This window comes from Thioalkalivibrio sp. (genome assembly GCF_041685615.1).
Taxonomy (GTDB): Bacteria; Pseudomonadota; Gammaproteobacteria; order Ectothiorhodospirales; family Ectothiorhodospiraceae; genus Thioalkalivibrio.
This window is the reverse complement of record NZ_JAWLFK010000004.1, coordinates 27,536-42,995: the sequence shown is the minus strand read 5'-3', so window position 1 is coordinate 42,995 and position 15,460 is coordinate 27,536. Positions and strand designations below refer to the sequence as shown.

Genomic DNA, 15,460 nt, shown 5'->3' with positions numbered 1-15,460 from the left:
GTATTGGACGGATCGCGGGTGAAGCTGCGATCCGTTCAGCGGCGGGACTTTTTCGGCTTGCCGGAAGAGGATGCGGCCGACTTGCCGGATCCGCGGCTGACGCGGGTCCCGCGCTGCTTGCGCGCGTGGGCGGACTCCCAGTCGAAGCGGGGCAGCTCGGTGAAGGCCTTCTTGATGTTGGTGTCCCAGGCCTGCGTGAGCGAGCGCAGGTAGGCGTCGTCGGTCTCCAGGCACAGGTAATGGTCGAAGGTCAGGGTGCCCCGCTCGTAGACCATCACCTCGATCGGCGGGCCCACGGTCAGGTTCGAGCGAATGGTCGAGTCGATGGAGACCAGGGCGCAGCGCGCGGCATCCCCCAGCGGGGTGGCCGGTTCGATGATGCGATCCAGGATCGGCTTGCCGTACTTGCTCTCGCCGATCTGAAGGAAGCGGGTCTGCTGCGAGGTGGTGATGTAGTTGCCCTGCGGGTAGACCATGAAGATCGCCGGGGTGTCGTCGCCGATCTGGCCGCCGATGATCAGGGTGGCCTCGGCCTTGATGCCGGAGCGGGACAATGCTTCGGAGTGCTTCTCCGCCTCTTCCCGGTTGAGCCGGCCAAGGTATTCGGCGGCATCCGACATGCGTTCCACCGTCGCCAGGCTTTCCTCGGCGCCTTCCTCCATGTCGCGCTTGAGCTGCTGCACCACCGATTGCGTGGTGGCCAGATTGCCCGCGGTGAGGACGACGAAGACTCGCTGCCCCTCGATCTCGAAGGTGTGCATCTTGCTGTACGTGCTCACCTGGTCCACGCCCGCGTTGGTGCGGGAGTCGGAGGCGAAGACGAGGCCGTCGTCCAGATCGATGGCGACACAGTAGGTCATGGGGGCGCGGGTTTCCGGGCAAGGCAGTGACGGCATACTAGGGCTGGGGTCGGGGGGCGTCAACGCGGTGCAGCGATGAGCCCTGCCGGCGAATGCACCGAACCGGTGCCCCCGAACGGTGGTCTGTTACGGCATTGGACCCCAATTCCTCGAGGAGATTGCGATGTTCCGGGCGGGCCTGTGGCTGTTGCTGATCCTGTTGGTTCTGCCCTCGACGGCGGGGGCCGATGCCCTCGAATCCGACGCCCTGATCGAGCGCATGAAGGCCGGCGGGCTGGTGATCTACTGGCGCCACGCGGCCACGGATCGCAGCCGCCGTGACCAGGACCTCACCGACATGAATCGCTGCGAGCTGCAGCGCAATCTGGACGACGGCGGGCGCGAACAGGCACGCCGGGTGGGCGAGGGGTTCGAACGCCACGCGATCCCGGTGGAGCGCATCCTGAGCTCGGCGTTCTGCCGCAATATCGATACCGCGCGGATCGCCTTCGGCGAGGACTCCTGGGAGGTGCGGGACGATCTGTTCAACGTGCCGCCGGTACGTGACCGCCAGCGTCAGCAGGACCTGGTGGCCGCCCTGCGGGACTACCTTGTGACACCGCCGGAGGATGCGAAAAAAAACGTGGTCATCGTGGGCCACAACATTAATCTGCAGCGCGCCGCACGCGTGCGCATCGACGAGGGCGAGATGGCGCTATTCGAGCCGGGCGGCGACATGCCCCGTGTCCTTGGAACTCTCACTCCCGGCGATTTCGAGTGATACCCGGCCCCGCGCGGCGGGGCCGGGACGGAGGCTAGTAGAGGAAGTCGGGCAGGTGCTTGCGCAGGGTAGTAGCGTCGGTGGACTTGGTCACGTTCTTGGCCACCTCGGCGGTGACACTCTGGGCAACGGTCGGGTCCAGCATGTCGCGCAGGGCGCCCAGGAACGAGGGTGCGGCGACGATTACCAGCTTCTTGAAACTGCCGCTGTGGTAGGCGGTCTTGAGTCGCTCCGCCACCTGGCGGGCAAAGCGGTTGCGCTCGTTGGCGGCAGGGTCTGTGCTGTCCTGCATGGCGTGGCGGGCGTCTCCGCTGGCACTGCTCCAGCTGCGCCCGGGACGGTCCGAGACCAGATCCTGATTGTGGGCGCGGGACTCGGTGTGCGAGAGCGTCTCGCTCTCGTGCATCCCCTGACAGGCGCGGCCCTCGCAGGCAAAGATGCGGGCGCGCGCGGCATCGGCGACAACGATCCAGACAGTATCCATGCAGATCCTCCTGTAGCGTAGACGGGGTCCCGTCCGGCCCGTTACTGGGCCACGGGGACCGCTGCGGGGTTGGCCCGGCAGACACCGGCCCCGTTTCCGAGTGTAGATGCTTTGCCGTCGCCCGGATGGGAGGGCCGTGCGATGGTGATCACCGATCCCGAGGTCAAGCCACGAACGACGATCCGGATCCTGGAGGTCACCCGGGAGGCCCTGTTTGCGCCACTACGCTTTGATCCCCACCATCACTGCCCAGCACCCGCTGGACGGGCGCCATGGTGACCCTCCAGCGGGTGCGGTATTCCAGGGTGCCTCCGGCCAGCAGTGGCAACACCGTGGCCGGTGACGACGTGAGCCCGCTCTGGGCCGATGACCCGCGGTCAATCTTGGGCGGGACCGATATCCTGTGACGTTTGTTGCCCTGCGTGGGACGTCCGGTACTGGCGGAGGCGCCGGGGCTGGCCTGACGAGGAGTTCGAGACGGATGGAGTTCAGGACTGTCAGCGGCGCGGGGATCGTGCCCTACCTGGAAGATGTGGCGCGCCTGCGCATCGCGGTGTTCAGCGAGTGGCCCTATCTCTACCAGGGCAGCGCGGAGTACGAGGCGCGCTACTTGCAGGACTACGTCGACTGTCCGGACAGCACGCTGGTGCTGGCGCTGGAGGGCCGGCGTGTCGTGGGGGCTTCCACCGCGCTGCCGCTGGCGGCGGCCGAGCCGGAGTTCCAGGCCCCGTTTCGCGAACACGGGCTGGATCCCGCGGCGTACTACTACCTGGCGGAATCGGTACTGGAACCCGACTACCGCGGGCAGGGAGCCGGGCACCGGTTCTTCGATGAACGCGAGGCGGCGGCCCGGCGCCTGGGCTTCGCCCATGCCACCTTCTGTGCCGTGGTACGACCGGAGGATCACCCGCGGCGCCCGGCCCGTTACCGGCCGCTGGACGCCTTCTGGGAGAAGCGCGGTTACCACCGCGCCGAGGGGCTGGTCTGCCATTTTCCCTGGCCGGACATCGGCGAGACGCAGGACAGTCTCAAGCCCCTGCAGTTCTGGTGGCGACGGCTCTGAGCGGATCCTGGTATCCGGGCGCTACGTCCCGGAATGGTCGTCGCCCGGATCGTTCTCTCCCTTGAGCAGGCCGGCCAGTCCGGCGAACGGGTTGTGCGTGGCCGCGGTCCCCGTCGCCGTGCCACTGCCGGGGGTGGCGTCGGTGTAGCGCTGGTGCTCGTTGTCGTGGCAGTACAGGCACAGCAGCTCCCAGTTGCTGCCGTCGGCGGGATTGTTGTCGTGATTGTGATCACGGTGGTGCACGGTCAGCTCGCGCAGGTTGGCACGGGTGAACTCGCGTCCGCAGCGGCCGCATATCCACGGGTACATCTTGAGCGCCTGTTCACGGTAGCCGCGCTCCCGTTCGGCCTGCGACTGCCGCGCCTGTGCAACGAGTTGGTCCAGTCGGTCATTGGAATGTTTCATGGTGCCCCCAGACATGCTCATGCGGCGACGCGTGCGTCGATGATGCGATCACCGCCCTTGTCCTTGGCACGATACATCCGAAGGTCCGCCTCGTGCACCAGGGCCCCGGCGTCGGTTGCCGTCGTGTCCTCCGGCCAGCTCGCGATGCCGATGCTCGCGGTCAATGGCTTGCCGTCGGGCGTGTGACTGGCCGGTTCACCTAGCACCCGTTCAAGTGCCTGGCGTGCCGCGTCCCGGTTGGTTTCCGGCATCAGGATCAGGAATTCCTCGCCGCCCCAGCGGATCACGCTGTCGATACTGCGCAGGCGGTTAGTCAGGGCGGTGGCGACGGCGCACAGGGCTCGGTCGCCTTCCTCGTGTCCGAAGCGGTCGTTCAACGCCTTGAAGCGGTCGAGGTCGACAAAGGCCACGGCGAGTGGCCGGCCCTGCCGTCGCGTCCGAGCCATCTCGCGCTCCAGCAATTGTTCGCCGCTGCCGCGCGTATAGCAGCCGGTCAGGGCATCGCGCGAAGATTCCCGCACCAGAGCGGCCAGGAACTGTAACTGGCTCGTGCTGGCCAGCGCGCCGACCGAGGCAATCAGGAGCAACAGCCAGAAGGCACCGAGATGCGTGGTCCACTCCATGCTGTCGAGCTGGAGCAGGGCCGCCACCGCCTGGCCGGCGAGTACCGGGATCGAGTAGGCCACGGCCTCGGTGACGGTGAGCGGAAAGATGGCCAGCCCCGCGATCATCACGAAGGGCAGGAAGGCGTAGCCGGCGGCGATGGCGGCTTCGATCCCGGCCATTTCCTGCAAGGCGAGCAGCGGGTGGGAATAGAGAAAGAAAAGGGTCGGAATGGCGAACAGAAGGGCCAGCGCGACCCAGGCCCGCGGCATGCTGTCCGAGGACTGATAGCGGAGCGACATCCACAGGAAGGCGGCGCTCGTCAGCAGGCGCACCAGCGCGAGTTCGCCCCAGACCGGCCAGGGCAGGAACACGAGGTCCACCAGGATCCAGAGTGGCGTGAGCAGGGCGAAAAGGAACGCGACCAGGCGCACCCGGGAGATGATCAGGCGGGCCCGCTGGTGCTCCAGCAGGGGGTGGTGACGCCAGGGCATCAGCAACAACTCCGGGTCGGGGCAGCCCAGCTGCTGTTTCAACCCCTGGATCAGGGTGGGCGGTGCCCCACTCATGCAGGTGGGTTCCCGAGCCGTGGACCGGGGTGGCCGACGTGGAAGCCGATCGACTGGACCGCTTCGAGGATCTCCCGATCCTCGACAAATTCCTCAATGGTGTGTTCGTAGAACAGGGGGGTGGTCGCGTTGACGGTCAGGAATACCAGCAGGGCGACGGCCATGATCGCTGCGATGATGAACAGTCTCAGGCGCGGGGCATGGCGGGACGCGGGTCGAGATTCCGCATTCATGGATGACCTCGAGCATGGGTGGATGCCCGTGGCCGGGCATGGAGGTCGTCAGGTTGAGGAATCGGTTCCGATTTCGGCTTGATCTGGATCAACATCCATCGAAAATCTATATATCGGAATGAATCGATGGATGCTTTGGTTTCTCCCGGTCATCCTTGGGGCCCGCTTGACGGGCCCTCCGGGCTGCGCGGCGGGTAACTGCCGCGTGGCCCGGCTGCCGGGGCTTAGTCACTCTCGCGGAGGTGGCGGGCCAGGTCCCCGGGTGGGCGTTCATGACCTGCGGGCAGGGTGGCTCCAGGGTCCCGCAGCCAGGCGGCGATGTCCGCGAAGGTGGACTCGGCTCGGGTGTAGCGGGTCAGCATGTGGTAACCCTCGGGATAGAGCACGGCGCGATGATCGCCGGACTCCTTCGCGGCCAGTCCCTCCAGCAGGCGCGCCAGGGGCAGCGGCGGCACCAGGTCGTCGCGGCCCCCGTACAGCGTCAGGCTAGGTGGAGGAAGGTCGGGGCCGGCCTCCAGCGCGCGGCTCATCAGGGTGGTCAGGCCATCCAGGGCATCGATGCGGGCATGGCGCAGCACCCGCGGGTCGTCGCGCATCTGCTCCAGCACGGCAGGGTCATCCGTCGGGCGGATATCCAGTTCCGCCGCCATCTCGCCGTCCAGGCGCCAGCCGGGCGTCAGGCGCGCCCCCAGCCACAGCCCGAAGCGCTGGTACCAGGGCATGTCGCCGCGGCTCCAGACCGCGGGTGCGATCAGTACCGTCCCGGCCACCAGCGACGATGCATCCCCGTGGTCGGGTGTGCCCGCGACGGCGAGCAGCGCGACGGCGCCGCCCATGCTCTTGCCGATCAGGTAGGGCGACTTCCCGGGATAGCGTTCGTGCAGCAGCCGCAGCGCGGTGCGGGCGTCCTCGGCCATCAGCCGGTAACCGGACCAGTAGCCGACGTTCCGCGTGGCCCCGAAGCCGCGCTGATCATAGGCATAGACCGCGATGCCGTGTGCGGCGAGCGCTTCACCCAGGGCCTGCATGCTGCCCCCGTGGTCGTTGAAGCCGTGCAGCGCGAGCACGACCTCATCGGGTTCGTCCGGTCCCCAGCGGTGCAGCGGCAGCTGGTCGCCATCGGCCGTTTGGATGGCTTCCGGGTCGATCATCGGTGTACGTGGTTCGTCGCCGGCCGGGCTGGGGGTCGGTCCCGCGCAGCCGGCCAGCCAGAGTGCGGCGACCGGCACCAGCAGGCGAAGCGTCCGGTTACCGCGCATCGGGCGGGTCGTCTCCCCCGTCGGCGCTGCTCTGGGCCTTGGGCGGGAACAGGAACTCGCGGGGATGTTCACGCAGGTGGTGACCGTAGGCGCGGAACACACGCCCGAAAGCCCCGATACGCACGCCGCGGGCGCGCAGCGCGACGTAGAGCGCGAGCCCGAAACTGACCCACAGGTTGACCGCGCCGATCAGCAGCACGAACACCAGGAACAGCGCAAACACCGTCAGGCCGGGGGCCTCGCTCGCGGTTACATAGCCCAGGTTGGCCGAGGCGAAGGCTACGTGCTGGATATCCAGCGGGAGGCTCAGCAGGTACCCGATATAGCCGGTAACCCCCAGCAGGACCCCGAACAGGAAGTTGCCGAACAAGGCCCCGTAGTTGTAGCCGATCCAGTCGGCCAAGCGGTGCCGCGCGCCAGTCGGGAGCAGCCGACGCAGCAGGGGGTGTTCGCGCAGTCTCCCGGGCAGGTCAAGATAGGCGCAGCGGTTGTCGAAGAAGCCGGCGATCAGTCCGGAGACGAACAGCCATACCCCGGCGATCGCGGCGAAGAAAAGCGCCAGGCCCATGATCGGGCGCAGGCCGTCCATCAGGTAGTCGATCTCGCGACTCGACAGGATCGGGGACTCGAACATCGTAGGCGCGAGGAGGCCAATCACGATGGCTGTGGGCAGGGCAATGCCCACGTTGCCGAGCACCGCGGCAAACTGCGAACGCCCCACGCGCATCAGCAGATCCGCCATCTTGCTCGGGTCGGCCGTGCCCCGTTCGCTCTCCTCGATCGCGGCGGCCAGGTGCGCGGCGGTCATCGCCGGCTGCTTGGTGGCCACGGTGAAGTGCAGGATGTGGATCAGCACGAAGCCCAGACCGTAGTTGAGACTCACCCAAAGGGTGTTGGCGGCCTCGGACAGCCCCAGTGATTCGATCTGGATCTTGATCAGGGCCATGACCGCGATGATCAGCCCGGCGCCGGCGCCGGAGCACAGCATCTGGAGGTACTCGCTGCGCGATTGCGTGATGTATTGTTCGCCGGTATCGCTGACGTGCTGGGTGATGCTGCGCGAGACCAGCCGGATGTTGTCCTGCCACAGGGAGCGCACTCCGTGCTGGCGGGCGCTGATGGTGATGAGTTCGCGGAATACCCCTACCGCTGCGGCGCGGGTGTCGCGGCCAGGGTCGGGTTCCAGCAGGTCGAGCAGCTTGTGGATGCGCTGGAGCGTCTGGTCCAGCCGCTCCAGTAGGTGGGTGAGCGACAGGCTGTTCCCGTGTGCGATGGCCTGACGGCGCAGGCGCGCGATTTGCTCGCCGCACTGCTCCAGCAACACCCGCGCGTGGCGGTCGTCCATGCGCTCGTGGTTGGGGTCTTCCAGTGCGGTGCGGTAGTCGAGAACGTAGGCGGAGATCTCCCGCTCCTGGGCGACAAAGGCGGAGTTACGTTCGGCGATGGAGGGGTCCAGGCGCAGCAGTTCCGGCTCCAGTTCCTCCGCGGCGACCCAGATGGAGAGCATCTCCAGGGCGTAGAGGATCTCTTCGCGGGCCCGTTGCAGCACGCCGGGGTGCTCGCCGGAAAGGCAACCCAGAGACTCCAGAAAACGCCACCAGGCATCGTCCGGTAGGGCCGCGACCCAGATGGCATCCTCGGTCTGGTGGAAGACGTGGAACAGCACGTCCTTCAGATCCCGCCGGTCCATGGGCCGCGGATTGACGCGCTCGTAGATCAGTTCCGTCGCCTCGCGGAAGAACCCCTTGCGCGAGAACAACCCGATATCGGTGTACAGCGTGAGGTGCCGGGCGTCTTCCAGCCCGTCTTCCAGCCGTGTTCGAAGCCGGTCCTGCAGGCGTGGGTTTTCCGTCAGCGCCAGGGTCAGTTGTTCGATCCGGGCGATCACCGGAGCGACGTTGCGCGGGTCTTCCGGGCGCAGCCAGTCGACGAGCCGGCGGAGTGTCTCGGCCAGGTCGAGGTCGGCGTCTTCCACGCGGGCGAGAAGGTGGTCCGCATCCTGCTTTGGCATGGCAATCCCTGGGCTCGTGGGCGTAAGTGCATCATTATACGAGTGCAGGTCCGGGCGGCGCCGTCCGAGGCGTCGATTCATGCCGGCCTGAACGCTGGAGCGACCGAACGTGGGTGGCGCGGCGCCGCCGGCACGGAACCGTGCATTGAGCTTGGGGCCCGCGGCGTTCACAATACGCCCTCCAATTCTCCCGTGTACCCGCGCCGGCCGGCGTTGTATGAGGCGGCCGGCAGTGCGTGCGCGGACTCCCGTGCGGGTTCGGGCCGCGACGCGCGGGAACCACGCGACCCCGGGTCATGGCCCAGAGCGAATCGATGATCCAGCTGCGTACCTACGTCTACATGGATTCCCTCCAGCCGCAGCTGGCGGAATACATGGCTACGGTCTCCCAGGGTTTTCTGCCCGTTCCGGGGGATTCCTGCCTGTGGGTGGAGGTCTCGCCGGGGATGGCGGTGCACCGTCTGACCGACGTGGCACTGAAGGCGACCAACGTCCACCTCGCGCAGCAGGTGGTGGAGCGCGAGTTCGGCTCCATGGTGATCCACCACCGCGACCAGAGCGAAGTGCAGGAGGCCGGCCGGGGGCTGCTGGCGCGTCTGGGCGCCAGCCAGGACGATCGCCAGCCCTGCCGCATCCCGTGGCAGGAGACCATTCGCGGGATGACCCCGGATCATACCGTGCTGATCAACCGCCAGAATCGCCGCGGCAACATGATCCTGCCGGACCAGAGCATGTTCATTCTCGAGGCGGAACCGGCCGGTTATATCATCTACGCCGCGAACCAGGCCCTGAAGGCGGCCAGTGTCTCGCTGATCGACGTACGCGCGGTCGGCGTCTTTGGCCGTCTCACCCTGGCCGGTCGGGAAGGCGACGTCGACGAGGCAGCGCGCGCGGCGATCCACGCGCTGCACAACCCCGCCGGGACCTGAGATGCATCGCGCGCAGCTGCTGGAACTGCTCGCCCGGCACCAGACGACCTTCATCGAGGAGGCCGGTTTCGTCCGCCGGGCGCTGGATTTCGTCAACGAGCACCCGGACTGCTTCCACTGTGACCTGACCCCGGCGCATGTGACCGGCTCCGCCTGGGTGGTCAGCCCGGACCGCGAGAAGGCTCTGTTGCTGCTGCACGGCAAGCACCATCGCTGGTTCCAGCCGGGCGGGCATGCCGACGGCCAGGCCGACATCCTGCAGGTGGCCCTGCGCGAGACCCACGAGGAAACCGGCCTGGCCCCCGAGCAGATCCGGCTTGTCGAGGAAGACATCTTTGACCTCGACATCCACACGATTCCGGCCAGGCCGGATTTCCCGATGCACGAGCATATCGACGTGCGCTTTCTGCTGGAGATCGACGACCGTTTGCCGGTGCCCGGCAGCCACGAGTCGCACGACATCCTCTGGGTGCCGCTGCAGCATGTCTCCCGTTACAACAACAGTCGGTCCCTCTGGCGCATGGTGGAGAAGACCCGCCGCCTGCGTACCTACCGGCACACGCACCCGCGCTGACGCCACCCGCGCGGATTATGCGCGCGCCATTCTCGCGGACCGGGTGGGGCGCTATAGTCTCGATCGGTTCTCCCCGAGGGATGCGCCCCTGTCGATGAGCGTCCTGCCGCGCCTTTGCCTGCTCCTGTACCTGTTCTTGCTGTCCGTGCCGGCGCTGATTGCTTCGCGGCGTTCGCAATCACGGGGTAGAGGGTCTCCTCGGCTAGTCGCTCGCGGCGCCCTCGACGGTCGTGAGGCCGAAGGAATGCCACATCTGCATGCCCCCGCGGTACCACTTGATGCGTTCGGCCGGGTAGCCGAGGTTGGTCAGGGTGCGGATGTTGGTGGGGGACTGGCCGCACCAGGGGCCGTTGCAGAAAAGCACCAGGGTCTTGGCGTGGCTGAAGTCGTAGAAGTCACCGTCAAAGATCACCCCGAACTCGTCGGCCAGCACGTTGCGCACGTCGTCCGGGTCGGCCCCGGAGGTAAAGTGCATCCGGTCCCAGGGGATGTTGATGGCCCCGGGGATCGTGCCGCGGCGGTATTCGCGCGGCGTGCGCGAGTCAATGATGACCAGATCGTCGCGCTCGGTGGTCTGCTGCAGGTAGTCGATGAACTCGAGTTCACCCAGCGTCTCGACGCCGCGCTCAAGGTTCATCGGCTGGATGCAGAAGGGCGGGCAGGGGCGAGCGATCTGCGCGTAGTCGAGGTCGATTGTCGCGAAGGTGTCCTGGTCGCGAGACACCGTTACGCGCTCGTCGCCGTGGCGCACTTCGAATTCGGCCATGTCGGCGGTGATGCCGACCTCCACCTCCGCGAGTGCTGGTAACGCAAGCCAGAATCCCGCGATCGCGAGCAGTGGGAGTGCGGCTGTTCGTATGCTCCGACGTATCTTCATGGCCATCTCCTGTTGGCGTCGCCCAATCCTGAAGATAGGTCCTGCTGGCAGCGCCCGCACGCAAGACCGCACGCGCGTCTGGGTTGCCCGGCCCCCCCGGTTTGTTGTGGCACTGGCTGTTCGCCGTGGGGAGCCAGCGGAAAACGCCCGGATGCCGGATGCGCCAAGGCGGGATCGGTTCGGTCAGTGTTCCCCCGGTGCGGAGCGCTGCCGGGAATGCCCTGGTGCCTATGAATCCTCTTCAAGGACTTCGCGGATCTGGTCGATGACGGCGGGCTCGGTCCATTCGATGGCGCCGAACAGGTAGTAGCGCAGGCGCCCGTTGCGGTCGACGACGTAGCTGGTGGGGTAGGCCATGGCGCGCCAGTCCTCGAGTGAGTCCTGGTCCGGGTCGAGGAGAATGGTGAACTCCGTTCGTACTTCGTTCTCGATGAAGCGACGGATGGTGTCCTCGTCCTCTCCCAGGTTCACTGCAAGGATACGGAAGCCTTCATCGCCCAGTTCGTCCTCCAGCAGCTGCATGGAAGGCATCTCGTGTATGCAGGGCGGGCACCAGCTGGCCCAGAAGTTGATCAGCACCACTTCGCCGCGATAGTCCTCCAGGCGGTGGGTGTCACCTTCCAGGCCGCGGCGCTCCAGTGGCGGGGCCGCCACGGGCTCTTCCAGCGCGTTGAGTTGTGCGTCGGTGCCGTCAGGGGTGCTCACGGTCAGATCCGTGTCCGCCTCGGCAACCCCGGGCATCCGCTGGCGGGGCAGACGCGCCAACAGTCCCATGCCGAAGGCGATCTCGCGATGCAGGGTCTCGCTTGCCAGCCGCTCGCGCTCGGTGGCGTCCGGCCGGAAGAAGAACCGGTCGCGGATATCGGGGAGGAGGCGGGCACCCACCGCACTACCGCCCTCGGCAAGTCCCGCGCGAACCCGGCCGAGTTGCTGGCGCTGGGGCGACTGTTCGGGTTGCAGGATGTACACCGGCAGGTTGGTCAGCCGGACGATGGGCTGCAGTTCGGTCGCTTCCGTGTCCGCACCGGTGTGCAGGAAGGGGCTGGCCATCAGGAGGCCACCCAGGTGATCCGCCCCGGGGTGAGCCTGCTGCCATTGGTAGAGGCCGGTGAGCAGCCAGGGCAGGGCGCGGTCGTGCCCGAACGCGAAGACCGGTCGGCCGGTGTCGGCATGCGCCGCCTCGATCAGGTCCGCCACCGTGGTGGTGGGCATCTTGTCGAAGCTGGATGGGGTCTCGGGCAGGAAGTGGCCGGTGAACGGATCGGCCAGCCAGACCTCGACTCCGGACGCCTGTAGGGCCAGGGCCTGTTCCCGGTGCCCGCTCCGGACCCCGTGTTCGGAGGGAAACCATAGCAGGACCGCGTCGCCCGCGGTGCGGTAGCGTTCTACCGGCACCTCCGCACCGCCGGCTGCGATCGTGGCGGACGCATCCACGGCGCCCGCAGCGCCACTGGATGTCTGAGCCACAACAGGGAATGGCGTCCAGATCAGGGGTAGCAGGGCAAGGAGTACTGCGGTAATGGGACGAGTCATGGAGACCCTTGTGGGGGGGCTTCGATAGTAGACGCTCGAGGGCCCGGGATTGATCCAGGGATGCCCGTACGGGCTTCGGGTCCGCTCTGTGGCCCCCTTGTTGGGAGATCACATCTAGAGCGACAGCGGGACCCTTCGGTAGAACTCGGGAGCCGGTTGCGCATGGTCGTTGCTTTCGGGGAAGCGCTGGATCAGCTTGTCGTAGTAGCTGCGGATGTTCTGCACGTAGGCCACCGGCTCCCTGCCGCGCGCGTAGCCGTAGCGCGTGCGCTCGTACCATTCGGGTTCGGCCAGCCGGGGGAGCCACTGCATTACGTCCAGCCAGCGGTTTGGGTCATCGCCATTGGCCTCGGCCAGGCGCCGCGCATCGTGCAGGTGGCCGAGGCCAACGTTGTAGGCGGCCAGTGTCATCCAGGTTCGGTCGGGCTCCGGGATGCGGTCCGGAAGGCGGTCGCGAAGGTTTAGCAGGTAGCGGGTGCCGCCATCCACGCTGGAAGCCGGGTCGGTGCGGTTCTCGATGCCCAGTCCGGCTGCGGTGTTCTGGGTCAGCATCATCAGCCCGCGGACCCCGGTTGGGGAGATGGCATCCGCATTCCAGTGCGATTCCTGGTAGGCCACCGCGGCAATGAAGCGCCAGTCCAGGCCGTACTCCTCGCTGGCGCGCTCGAACAGCTCGCGAAAACGGCCCAGGCGATTTTCCACGCGGCGGGCGAAGGTCAGGGCGTCCACCAGGTCGTGGATCTCCAGGTGTCCCAGATAGCGGTCCCTCAGCAACTCAAGCTCCTGGCTTTTACGCAGCCGTTCGACAAATCGCTCCGCCGCGTTGATCAGGCTGCGATCGAACCCAGCCGGGAACAGCCAGGTCACGCTGGCTGCCTTCTCGAACTCGTGCGCCGTGCGCAGTTCCGGGTGCAGCCGCCGAAGTCGACCGAATTCCAGCGAGTTCATCAGGGCGTAATCGATCTCGCCCGCGGCCAGGGCCTGGCGCAATGCCTCGGCGGTACCCATGGGGACCAGTTCCACGGCCGGTATTTGCGCCGGATTGTCTTCCTGGCCGGGTCTCTCCCGAACCACGGACTCGGCACCGGGATCCTCTTCCGGAATGCCGTACGGGGCCTGGCCGTTGTTGACCCCGGCGAGATACAGGCGCAGGCGTTCGGGCAGGGGCGACTGGGCGGTGAGTCCCAGCCGGGTCCCGGCTGGCAGATCGCTGAGAGACGACAGATCTCCGGCGGACTCGTTGCCGAGCCAGAACGCGAGGAGATGCTGGATGGTGAGGATCTCCGGGCCCGCCTTGATGGACGGGTCGTCGGGGGCCACCAGCAGCCCGGCGGCCAGGTCCACGCGCTGCTCGCGCAGGCGCTGGTGCGCCTCGGCCGCTGTCTCCACCCGGGTCACCCGGATACGGGTGCCCAGTTCCCGCGCAAAGGCGTGCAGGAGTGCCAGTTCCAGCTGGTCGTGACCGTTGGTGGCCGTCAGTTCCGAGCGCCCAAGCGGATTCTCGACCAGCACCACCTGCAACTCCTCGCGGAACGTCAGCTGCTGCAGGGCCGAGGGCGGCTGGAACCATACCCGCAGGCCGATCATGACCAGCAGCACGATAAAGAGGCACAGTTCGATCTGGCGCCAGGTGGTGCTCGGGGGGCGGAGGCGGAGGTACGGGGCCATGGGCCTGATCATACCCAATCGGTCATGCCGTAAGCGTGACCCCGGGGCCCTTGCGGTGCCGCTACCGCCAGTTCAGCACCAGCCCCTGGGCGCGGAGGATCTGCAGCGCGGGATCGACGCAGGTATCGATGAAGGTGGCACGCCGAGGGTTGTTGTGGGCAAGAAGGCGGTAGTCCGGCCCCGCGGGCAGGCCTGCCAGTTGGTAGATATCCGCGGTTGGATAATAGAAGGCGTGGACGAACTGCCGGAAAACGTGCCGCATCAGCGGGCGATAGGCCGCTTTCTGCCATGCAGGGAGGGTGTCCAGGCAGCTCTCCAGTGTATCCCGGGCATGCGCCATGTGACGGGCCTCGTCGATCATGTGGGTGGTCACCACGTCATGCACGGTGGGACTGATTTCTTCGCGGCGCTGGTGGATCAGGCGGTTCATGCGGTCAGGGACTTCCTCGCCGATCATGACCGCGATCCAGAAAACCGAGGACTCGAAGGGGGCAAAGCGGCCCACCAGGGTGGCGAGCCGGGGCTTGGGGAATCGTCTCTCGGGCAGGTCCAGGCCGCTGCGGCGCATGAACTCGATGAACATCAGGCTGTGCCCGGCCTCTTCGCGCAGCTCGTGTAGGCGGTAGTTCAGGCGGTCCAGACGGCCGGTCGAGTGCATGGAGATGCGCGAGATGCGCTCCATGAACAGGCCTTCCAGCCACAGTGCACCGCTGATGAAATAGAGAAACTCGTACTGCGACAGGCGGCGTTTCTGCACGCCGGACAGGGCGGAGTACTCCGGGGTGCCGAACAGCGAGATGGCCTCTTCCGGGATCCAGTAATCCTCCGACGACAGTGCATCCCAGCGAATCCGCATGAGCGGATCCTGGTACGGCGAACTGTTGCGGCTCAAGTGATCGAGCAGCTCCTGGGAGGAATTCATCGTTGGTGTGCCGGGGCCCATGCGGATGACGGCGGGAATCATACCGACTCTGTCCGCGTGGACCAACGCCAACCCGTTGCAATCTGCGGTTGCTCCCCCATGATGGAGTGCATGGAAAAGAACATACGCTACCGCATCAGCTTTCTGAACAACGGCAACACGTACGAGTTGTTCGCCCGCGACGTCTATCAGGACGAGCTCTACGGGTTCGTCACCATCGAGGGTCTGTTGTTTGGCGAACGCTCGCAGGTGGTGGTGGACCCGTCGGAGGAGCGGCTACGCACCGAGTTCGAGGGAGTGGAGCGCTTCCATGTGCCGATGCACGCGCTGATCCGGATTGACGAGGTGACGGCCGTGGGGACGCCCCGCATCCACGATGCGGGCACGGCGGGTGGTAATGTGCACGCGTTTCCCGGGCTGCCGGGCAAGGGCGGTTCCTGAACGCGCAGGCGTTCCCCTGAACGGTTCCATTGCGCCGATGCCCGGCCTGGTTTAGGATTCCGCGCTTCGTGGCCGTCCAGAGGTTGCGGAAAACGGAGAGGTGGCCGAGCGGTCGAAGGCGCACGCCTGGAAAGTGTGTATACGGTAACCCCGTATCGAGGGTTCGAATCCCTCCCTCTCCGCCAGATTCAAGCAAAGGGGCCCGCGTGGCCCCTTTTGCATGGTTGTCCCCGGCGCTCTGGGATTCGAACCCGAGAAATCGAACATGA

The 15,460-nt window shown here is 66.6% G+C and carries 16 protein-coding genes and 1 tRNA gene; 6 read left to right on the top strand and 11 right to left on the bottom strand.

The genetic code is table 11. From position 1 onward, the window contains the following. Positions 1-35 precede the first annotated feature (35 nt). On the bottom strand, positions 36-860 hold the full coding sequence (locus ACESLR_RS01445; protein WP_373024045.1) for a peptidase: 825 nt from the start codon (positions 858-860) through the stop codon (positions 36-38). Positions 861-1,023: 163 nt separating this feature from the next. Between ACESLR_RS01445 and ACESLR_RS01440 the strand changes: the two genes are divergently transcribed. Further along, positions 1,024-1,620 (top strand): histidine phosphatase family protein, encoded by a 597-nt coding sequence (locus ACESLR_RS01440; protein ID WP_373024046.1) that lies wholly within the window; start codon positions 1,024-1,026, stop codon positions 1,618-1,620. A 34-nt stretch (positions 1,621-1,654) separates the two neighbouring features. Here the strand turns inward: ACESLR_RS01440 and ACESLR_RS01435 are convergent, their stop codons facing one another. Continuing rightward, positions 1,655-2,104, bottom strand: coding sequence for a host attachment protein (locus tag ACESLR_RS01435; protein ID WP_373024047.1), 450 nt, complete (start codon positions 2,102-2,104; stop codon positions 1,655-1,657). A 481-nt stretch (positions 2,105-2,585) separates the two neighbouring features. On the opposite strand from ACESLR_RS01435, the gene ACESLR_RS01430 reads away from it, so the two are divergent. Further along, positions 2,586-3,167 carry a GNAT family N-acetyltransferase gene (locus ACESLR_RS01430; RefSeq protein WP_373024048.1) on the top strand — a complete coding sequence of 194 codons (582 nt, stop codon included), beginning with the start codon at positions 2,586-2,588 and terminating at the stop codon, positions 3,165-3,167. Positions 3,168-3,188: 21 nt separating this feature from the next. Here the strand turns inward: ACESLR_RS01430 and ACESLR_RS01425 are convergent, their stop codons facing one another. The 5 genes from ACESLR_RS01425 to ACESLR_RS01405 all read right to left on the bottom strand — a co-directional run bounded on the left by ACESLR_RS01425 (position 3,189) and on the right by ACESLR_RS01405 (position 8,247). Further along, the gene (locus tag ACESLR_RS01425; RefSeq protein ID WP_373024049.1) at positions 3,189-3,572 is read right to left on the bottom strand and encodes a YajD family HNH nuclease; all 384 of its coding nucleotides are present in this window, start codon (positions 3,570-3,572) and stop codon (positions 3,189-3,191) included. 17 nt (positions 3,573-3,589) lie between these two features. After that, positions 3,590-4,744: a sensor domain-containing diguanylate cyclase gene (locus ACESLR_RS01420; RefSeq protein WP_373024050.1), complete on the bottom strand. Its 1,155-nt coding sequence runs from the start codon at positions 4,742-4,744 to the stop codon at positions 3,590-3,592. Further along, the gene (locus ACESLR_RS01415; protein ID WP_373024051.1) at positions 4,741-4,977 is read right to left on the bottom strand and encodes a hypothetical protein; all 237 of its coding nucleotides are present in this window, start codon (positions 4,975-4,977) and stop codon (positions 4,741-4,743) included. Before ACESLR_RS01415 ends, ACESLR_RS01420 begins: the two co-directional genes overlap by 4 nt. Positions 4,978-5,201: 224 nt before the next feature. Further along, a complete protein-coding gene (locus ACESLR_RS01410; protein WP_373024052.1) occupies positions 5,202-6,236 on the bottom strand; it encodes an alpha/beta fold hydrolase in 1,035 nt (344 codons plus the stop codon). Continuing rightward, a complete protein-coding gene (locus ACESLR_RS01405) occupies positions 6,226-8,247 on the bottom strand; it encodes a site-specific recombinase (protein ID WP_373024053.1) in 2,022 nt (673 codons plus the stop codon). Before ACESLR_RS01405 ends, ACESLR_RS01410 begins: the two co-directional genes overlap by 11 nt. A 314-nt stretch (positions 8,248-8,561) precedes the next feature. Here ACESLR_RS01405 and ACESLR_RS01400 point away from each other — a divergent pair, with 314 nt between their 5' ends. Beyond that, complete coding sequence (locus ACESLR_RS01400; protein ID WP_373024071.1) at positions 8,562-9,176, top strand: BMC domain-containing protein; 615 nt, start codon at positions 8,562-8,564, stop codon at positions 9,174-9,176. A 1-nt stretch (position 9,177) separates the two neighbouring features. Then, positions 9,178-9,750 carry an NUDIX hydrolase gene (locus ACESLR_RS01395; protein WP_373024054.1) on the top strand — a complete coding sequence of 191 codons (573 nt, stop codon included), beginning with the start codon at positions 9,178-9,180 and terminating at the stop codon, positions 9,748-9,750. 202 nt (positions 9,751-9,952) lie between these two features. Here the strand turns inward: ACESLR_RS01395 and ACESLR_RS01390 are convergent, their stop codons facing one another. The 4 genes from ACESLR_RS01390 to ACESLR_RS01375 all read right to left on the bottom strand — a co-directional run bounded on the left by ACESLR_RS01390 (position 9,953) and on the right by ACESLR_RS01375 (position 14,750). Then, positions 9,953-10,516, bottom strand: coding sequence for a rhodanese-like domain-containing protein (locus tag ACESLR_RS01390; RefSeq protein WP_373024072.1), 564 nt, complete (start codon positions 10,514-10,516; stop codon positions 9,953-9,955). Positions 10,517-10,855: 339 nt separating this feature from the next. Beyond that, a complete protein-coding gene (locus ACESLR_RS01385) occupies positions 10,856-12,160 on the bottom strand; it encodes a TlpA family protein disulfide reductase (protein WP_373066596.1) in 1,305 nt (434 codons plus the stop codon). Positions 12,161-12,274: 114 nt separating this feature from the next. Next, a complete protein-coding gene (gene mltF, locus ACESLR_RS01380; RefSeq protein WP_373024057.1) occupies positions 12,275-13,828 on the bottom strand; it encodes a membrane-bound lytic murein transglycosylase MltF in 1,554 nt (517 codons plus the stop codon). Positions 13,829-13,889: 61 nt separating this feature from the next. After that, the gene (locus ACESLR_RS01375) at positions 13,890-14,750 is read right to left on the bottom strand and encodes a diiron oxygenase (RefSeq protein ID WP_373024058.1); all 861 of its coding nucleotides are present in this window, start codon (positions 14,748-14,750) and stop codon (positions 13,890-13,892) included. 111 nt (positions 14,751-14,861) lie between these two features. Here ACESLR_RS01375 and ACESLR_RS01370 point away from each other — a divergent pair, with 111 nt between their 5' ends. Both ACESLR_RS01370 and ACESLR_RS01365 read left to right on the top strand, forming a co-directional pair. Next, the gene (locus ACESLR_RS01370; RefSeq protein WP_373024059.1) at positions 14,862-15,191 is read left to right on the top strand and encodes a DUF1820 family protein; all 330 of its coding nucleotides are present in this window, start codon (positions 14,862-14,864) and stop codon (positions 15,189-15,191) included. Between the two features lie 94 nt (positions 15,192-15,285). Beyond that, a tRNA-Ser gene (locus ACESLR_RS01365) sits at positions 15,286-15,376 on the top strand. Positions 15,377-15,460: the final 84 nt, after the last annotated feature.

What these genes read in the sequence shown, in the direction of transcription:
- ACESLR_RS01415 (WP_373024051.1), bottom strand. Translation starts at nt 4,977, where the DNA reads ATGAATGCGGAATCTCGACCCGCGTCCCGCCATGCCCCGCGCCTGAGA.
- ACESLR_RS01400 (WP_373024071.1), top strand. Translation starts at nt 8,562, where the DNA reads ATGATCCAGCTGCGTACCTACGTCTACATGGATTCCCTCCAGCCGCAG.
- mltF (WP_373024057.1), bottom strand. Translation starts at nt 13,828, where the DNA reads ATGGCCCCGTACCTCCGCCTCCGCCCCCCGAGCACCACCTGGCGCCAG.
- ACESLR_RS01440 (WP_373024046.1), top strand. Translation starts at nt 1,024, where the DNA reads ATGTTCCGGGCGGGCCTGTGGCTGTTGCTGATCCTGTTGGTTCTGCCC.
- ACESLR_RS01385 (WP_373066596.1), bottom strand. Translation starts at nt 12,160, where the DNA reads ATGACTCGTCCCATTACCGCAGTACTCCTTGCCCTGCTACCCCTGATC.
- ACESLR_RS01420 (WP_373024050.1), bottom strand. Translation starts at nt 4,744, where the DNA reads ATGAGTGGGGCACCGCCCACCCTGATCCAGGGGTTGAAACAGCAGCTG.
- ACESLR_RS01370 (WP_373024059.1), top strand. Translation starts at nt 14,862, where the DNA reads ATGGAAAAGAACATACGCTACCGCATCAGCTTTCTGAACAACGGCAAC.
- ACESLR_RS01405 (WP_373024053.1), bottom strand. Translation starts at nt 8,247, where the DNA reads ATGCCAAAGCAGGATGCGGACCACCTTCTCGCCCGCGTGGAAGACGCC.
- ACESLR_RS01445 (WP_373024045.1), bottom strand. Translation starts at nt 860, where the DNA reads ATGACCTACTGTGTCGCCATCGATCTGGACGACGGCCTCGTCTTCGCC.
- ACESLR_RS01430 (WP_373024048.1), top strand. Translation starts at nt 2,586, where the DNA reads ATGGAGTTCAGGACTGTCAGCGGCGCGGGGATCGTGCCCTACCTGGAA.
- ACESLR_RS01375 (WP_373024058.1), bottom strand. Translation starts at nt 14,750, where the DNA reads ATGAATTCCTCCCAGGAGCTGCTCGATCACTTGAGCCGCAACAGTTCG.
- ACESLR_RS01410 (WP_373024052.1), bottom strand. Translation starts at nt 6,236, where the DNA reads ATGCGCGGTAACCGGACGCTTCGCCTGCTGGTGCCGGTCGCCGCACTC.
- ACESLR_RS01390 (WP_373024072.1), bottom strand. Translation starts at nt 10,516, where the DNA reads ATGGCCGAATTCGAAGTGCGCCACGGCGACGAGCGCGTAACGGTGTCT.
- ACESLR_RS01435 (WP_373024047.1), bottom strand. Translation starts at nt 2,104, where the DNA reads ATGGATACTGTCTGGATCGTTGTCGCCGATGCCGCGCGCGCCCGCATC.
- ACESLR_RS01425 (WP_373024049.1), bottom strand. Translation starts at nt 3,572, where the DNA reads ATGAAACATTCCAATGACCGACTGGACCAACTCGTTGCACAGGCGCGG.
- ACESLR_RS01395 (WP_373024054.1), top strand. Translation starts at nt 9,178, where the DNA reads ATGCATCGCGCGCAGCTGCTGGAACTGCTCGCCCGGCACCAGACGACC.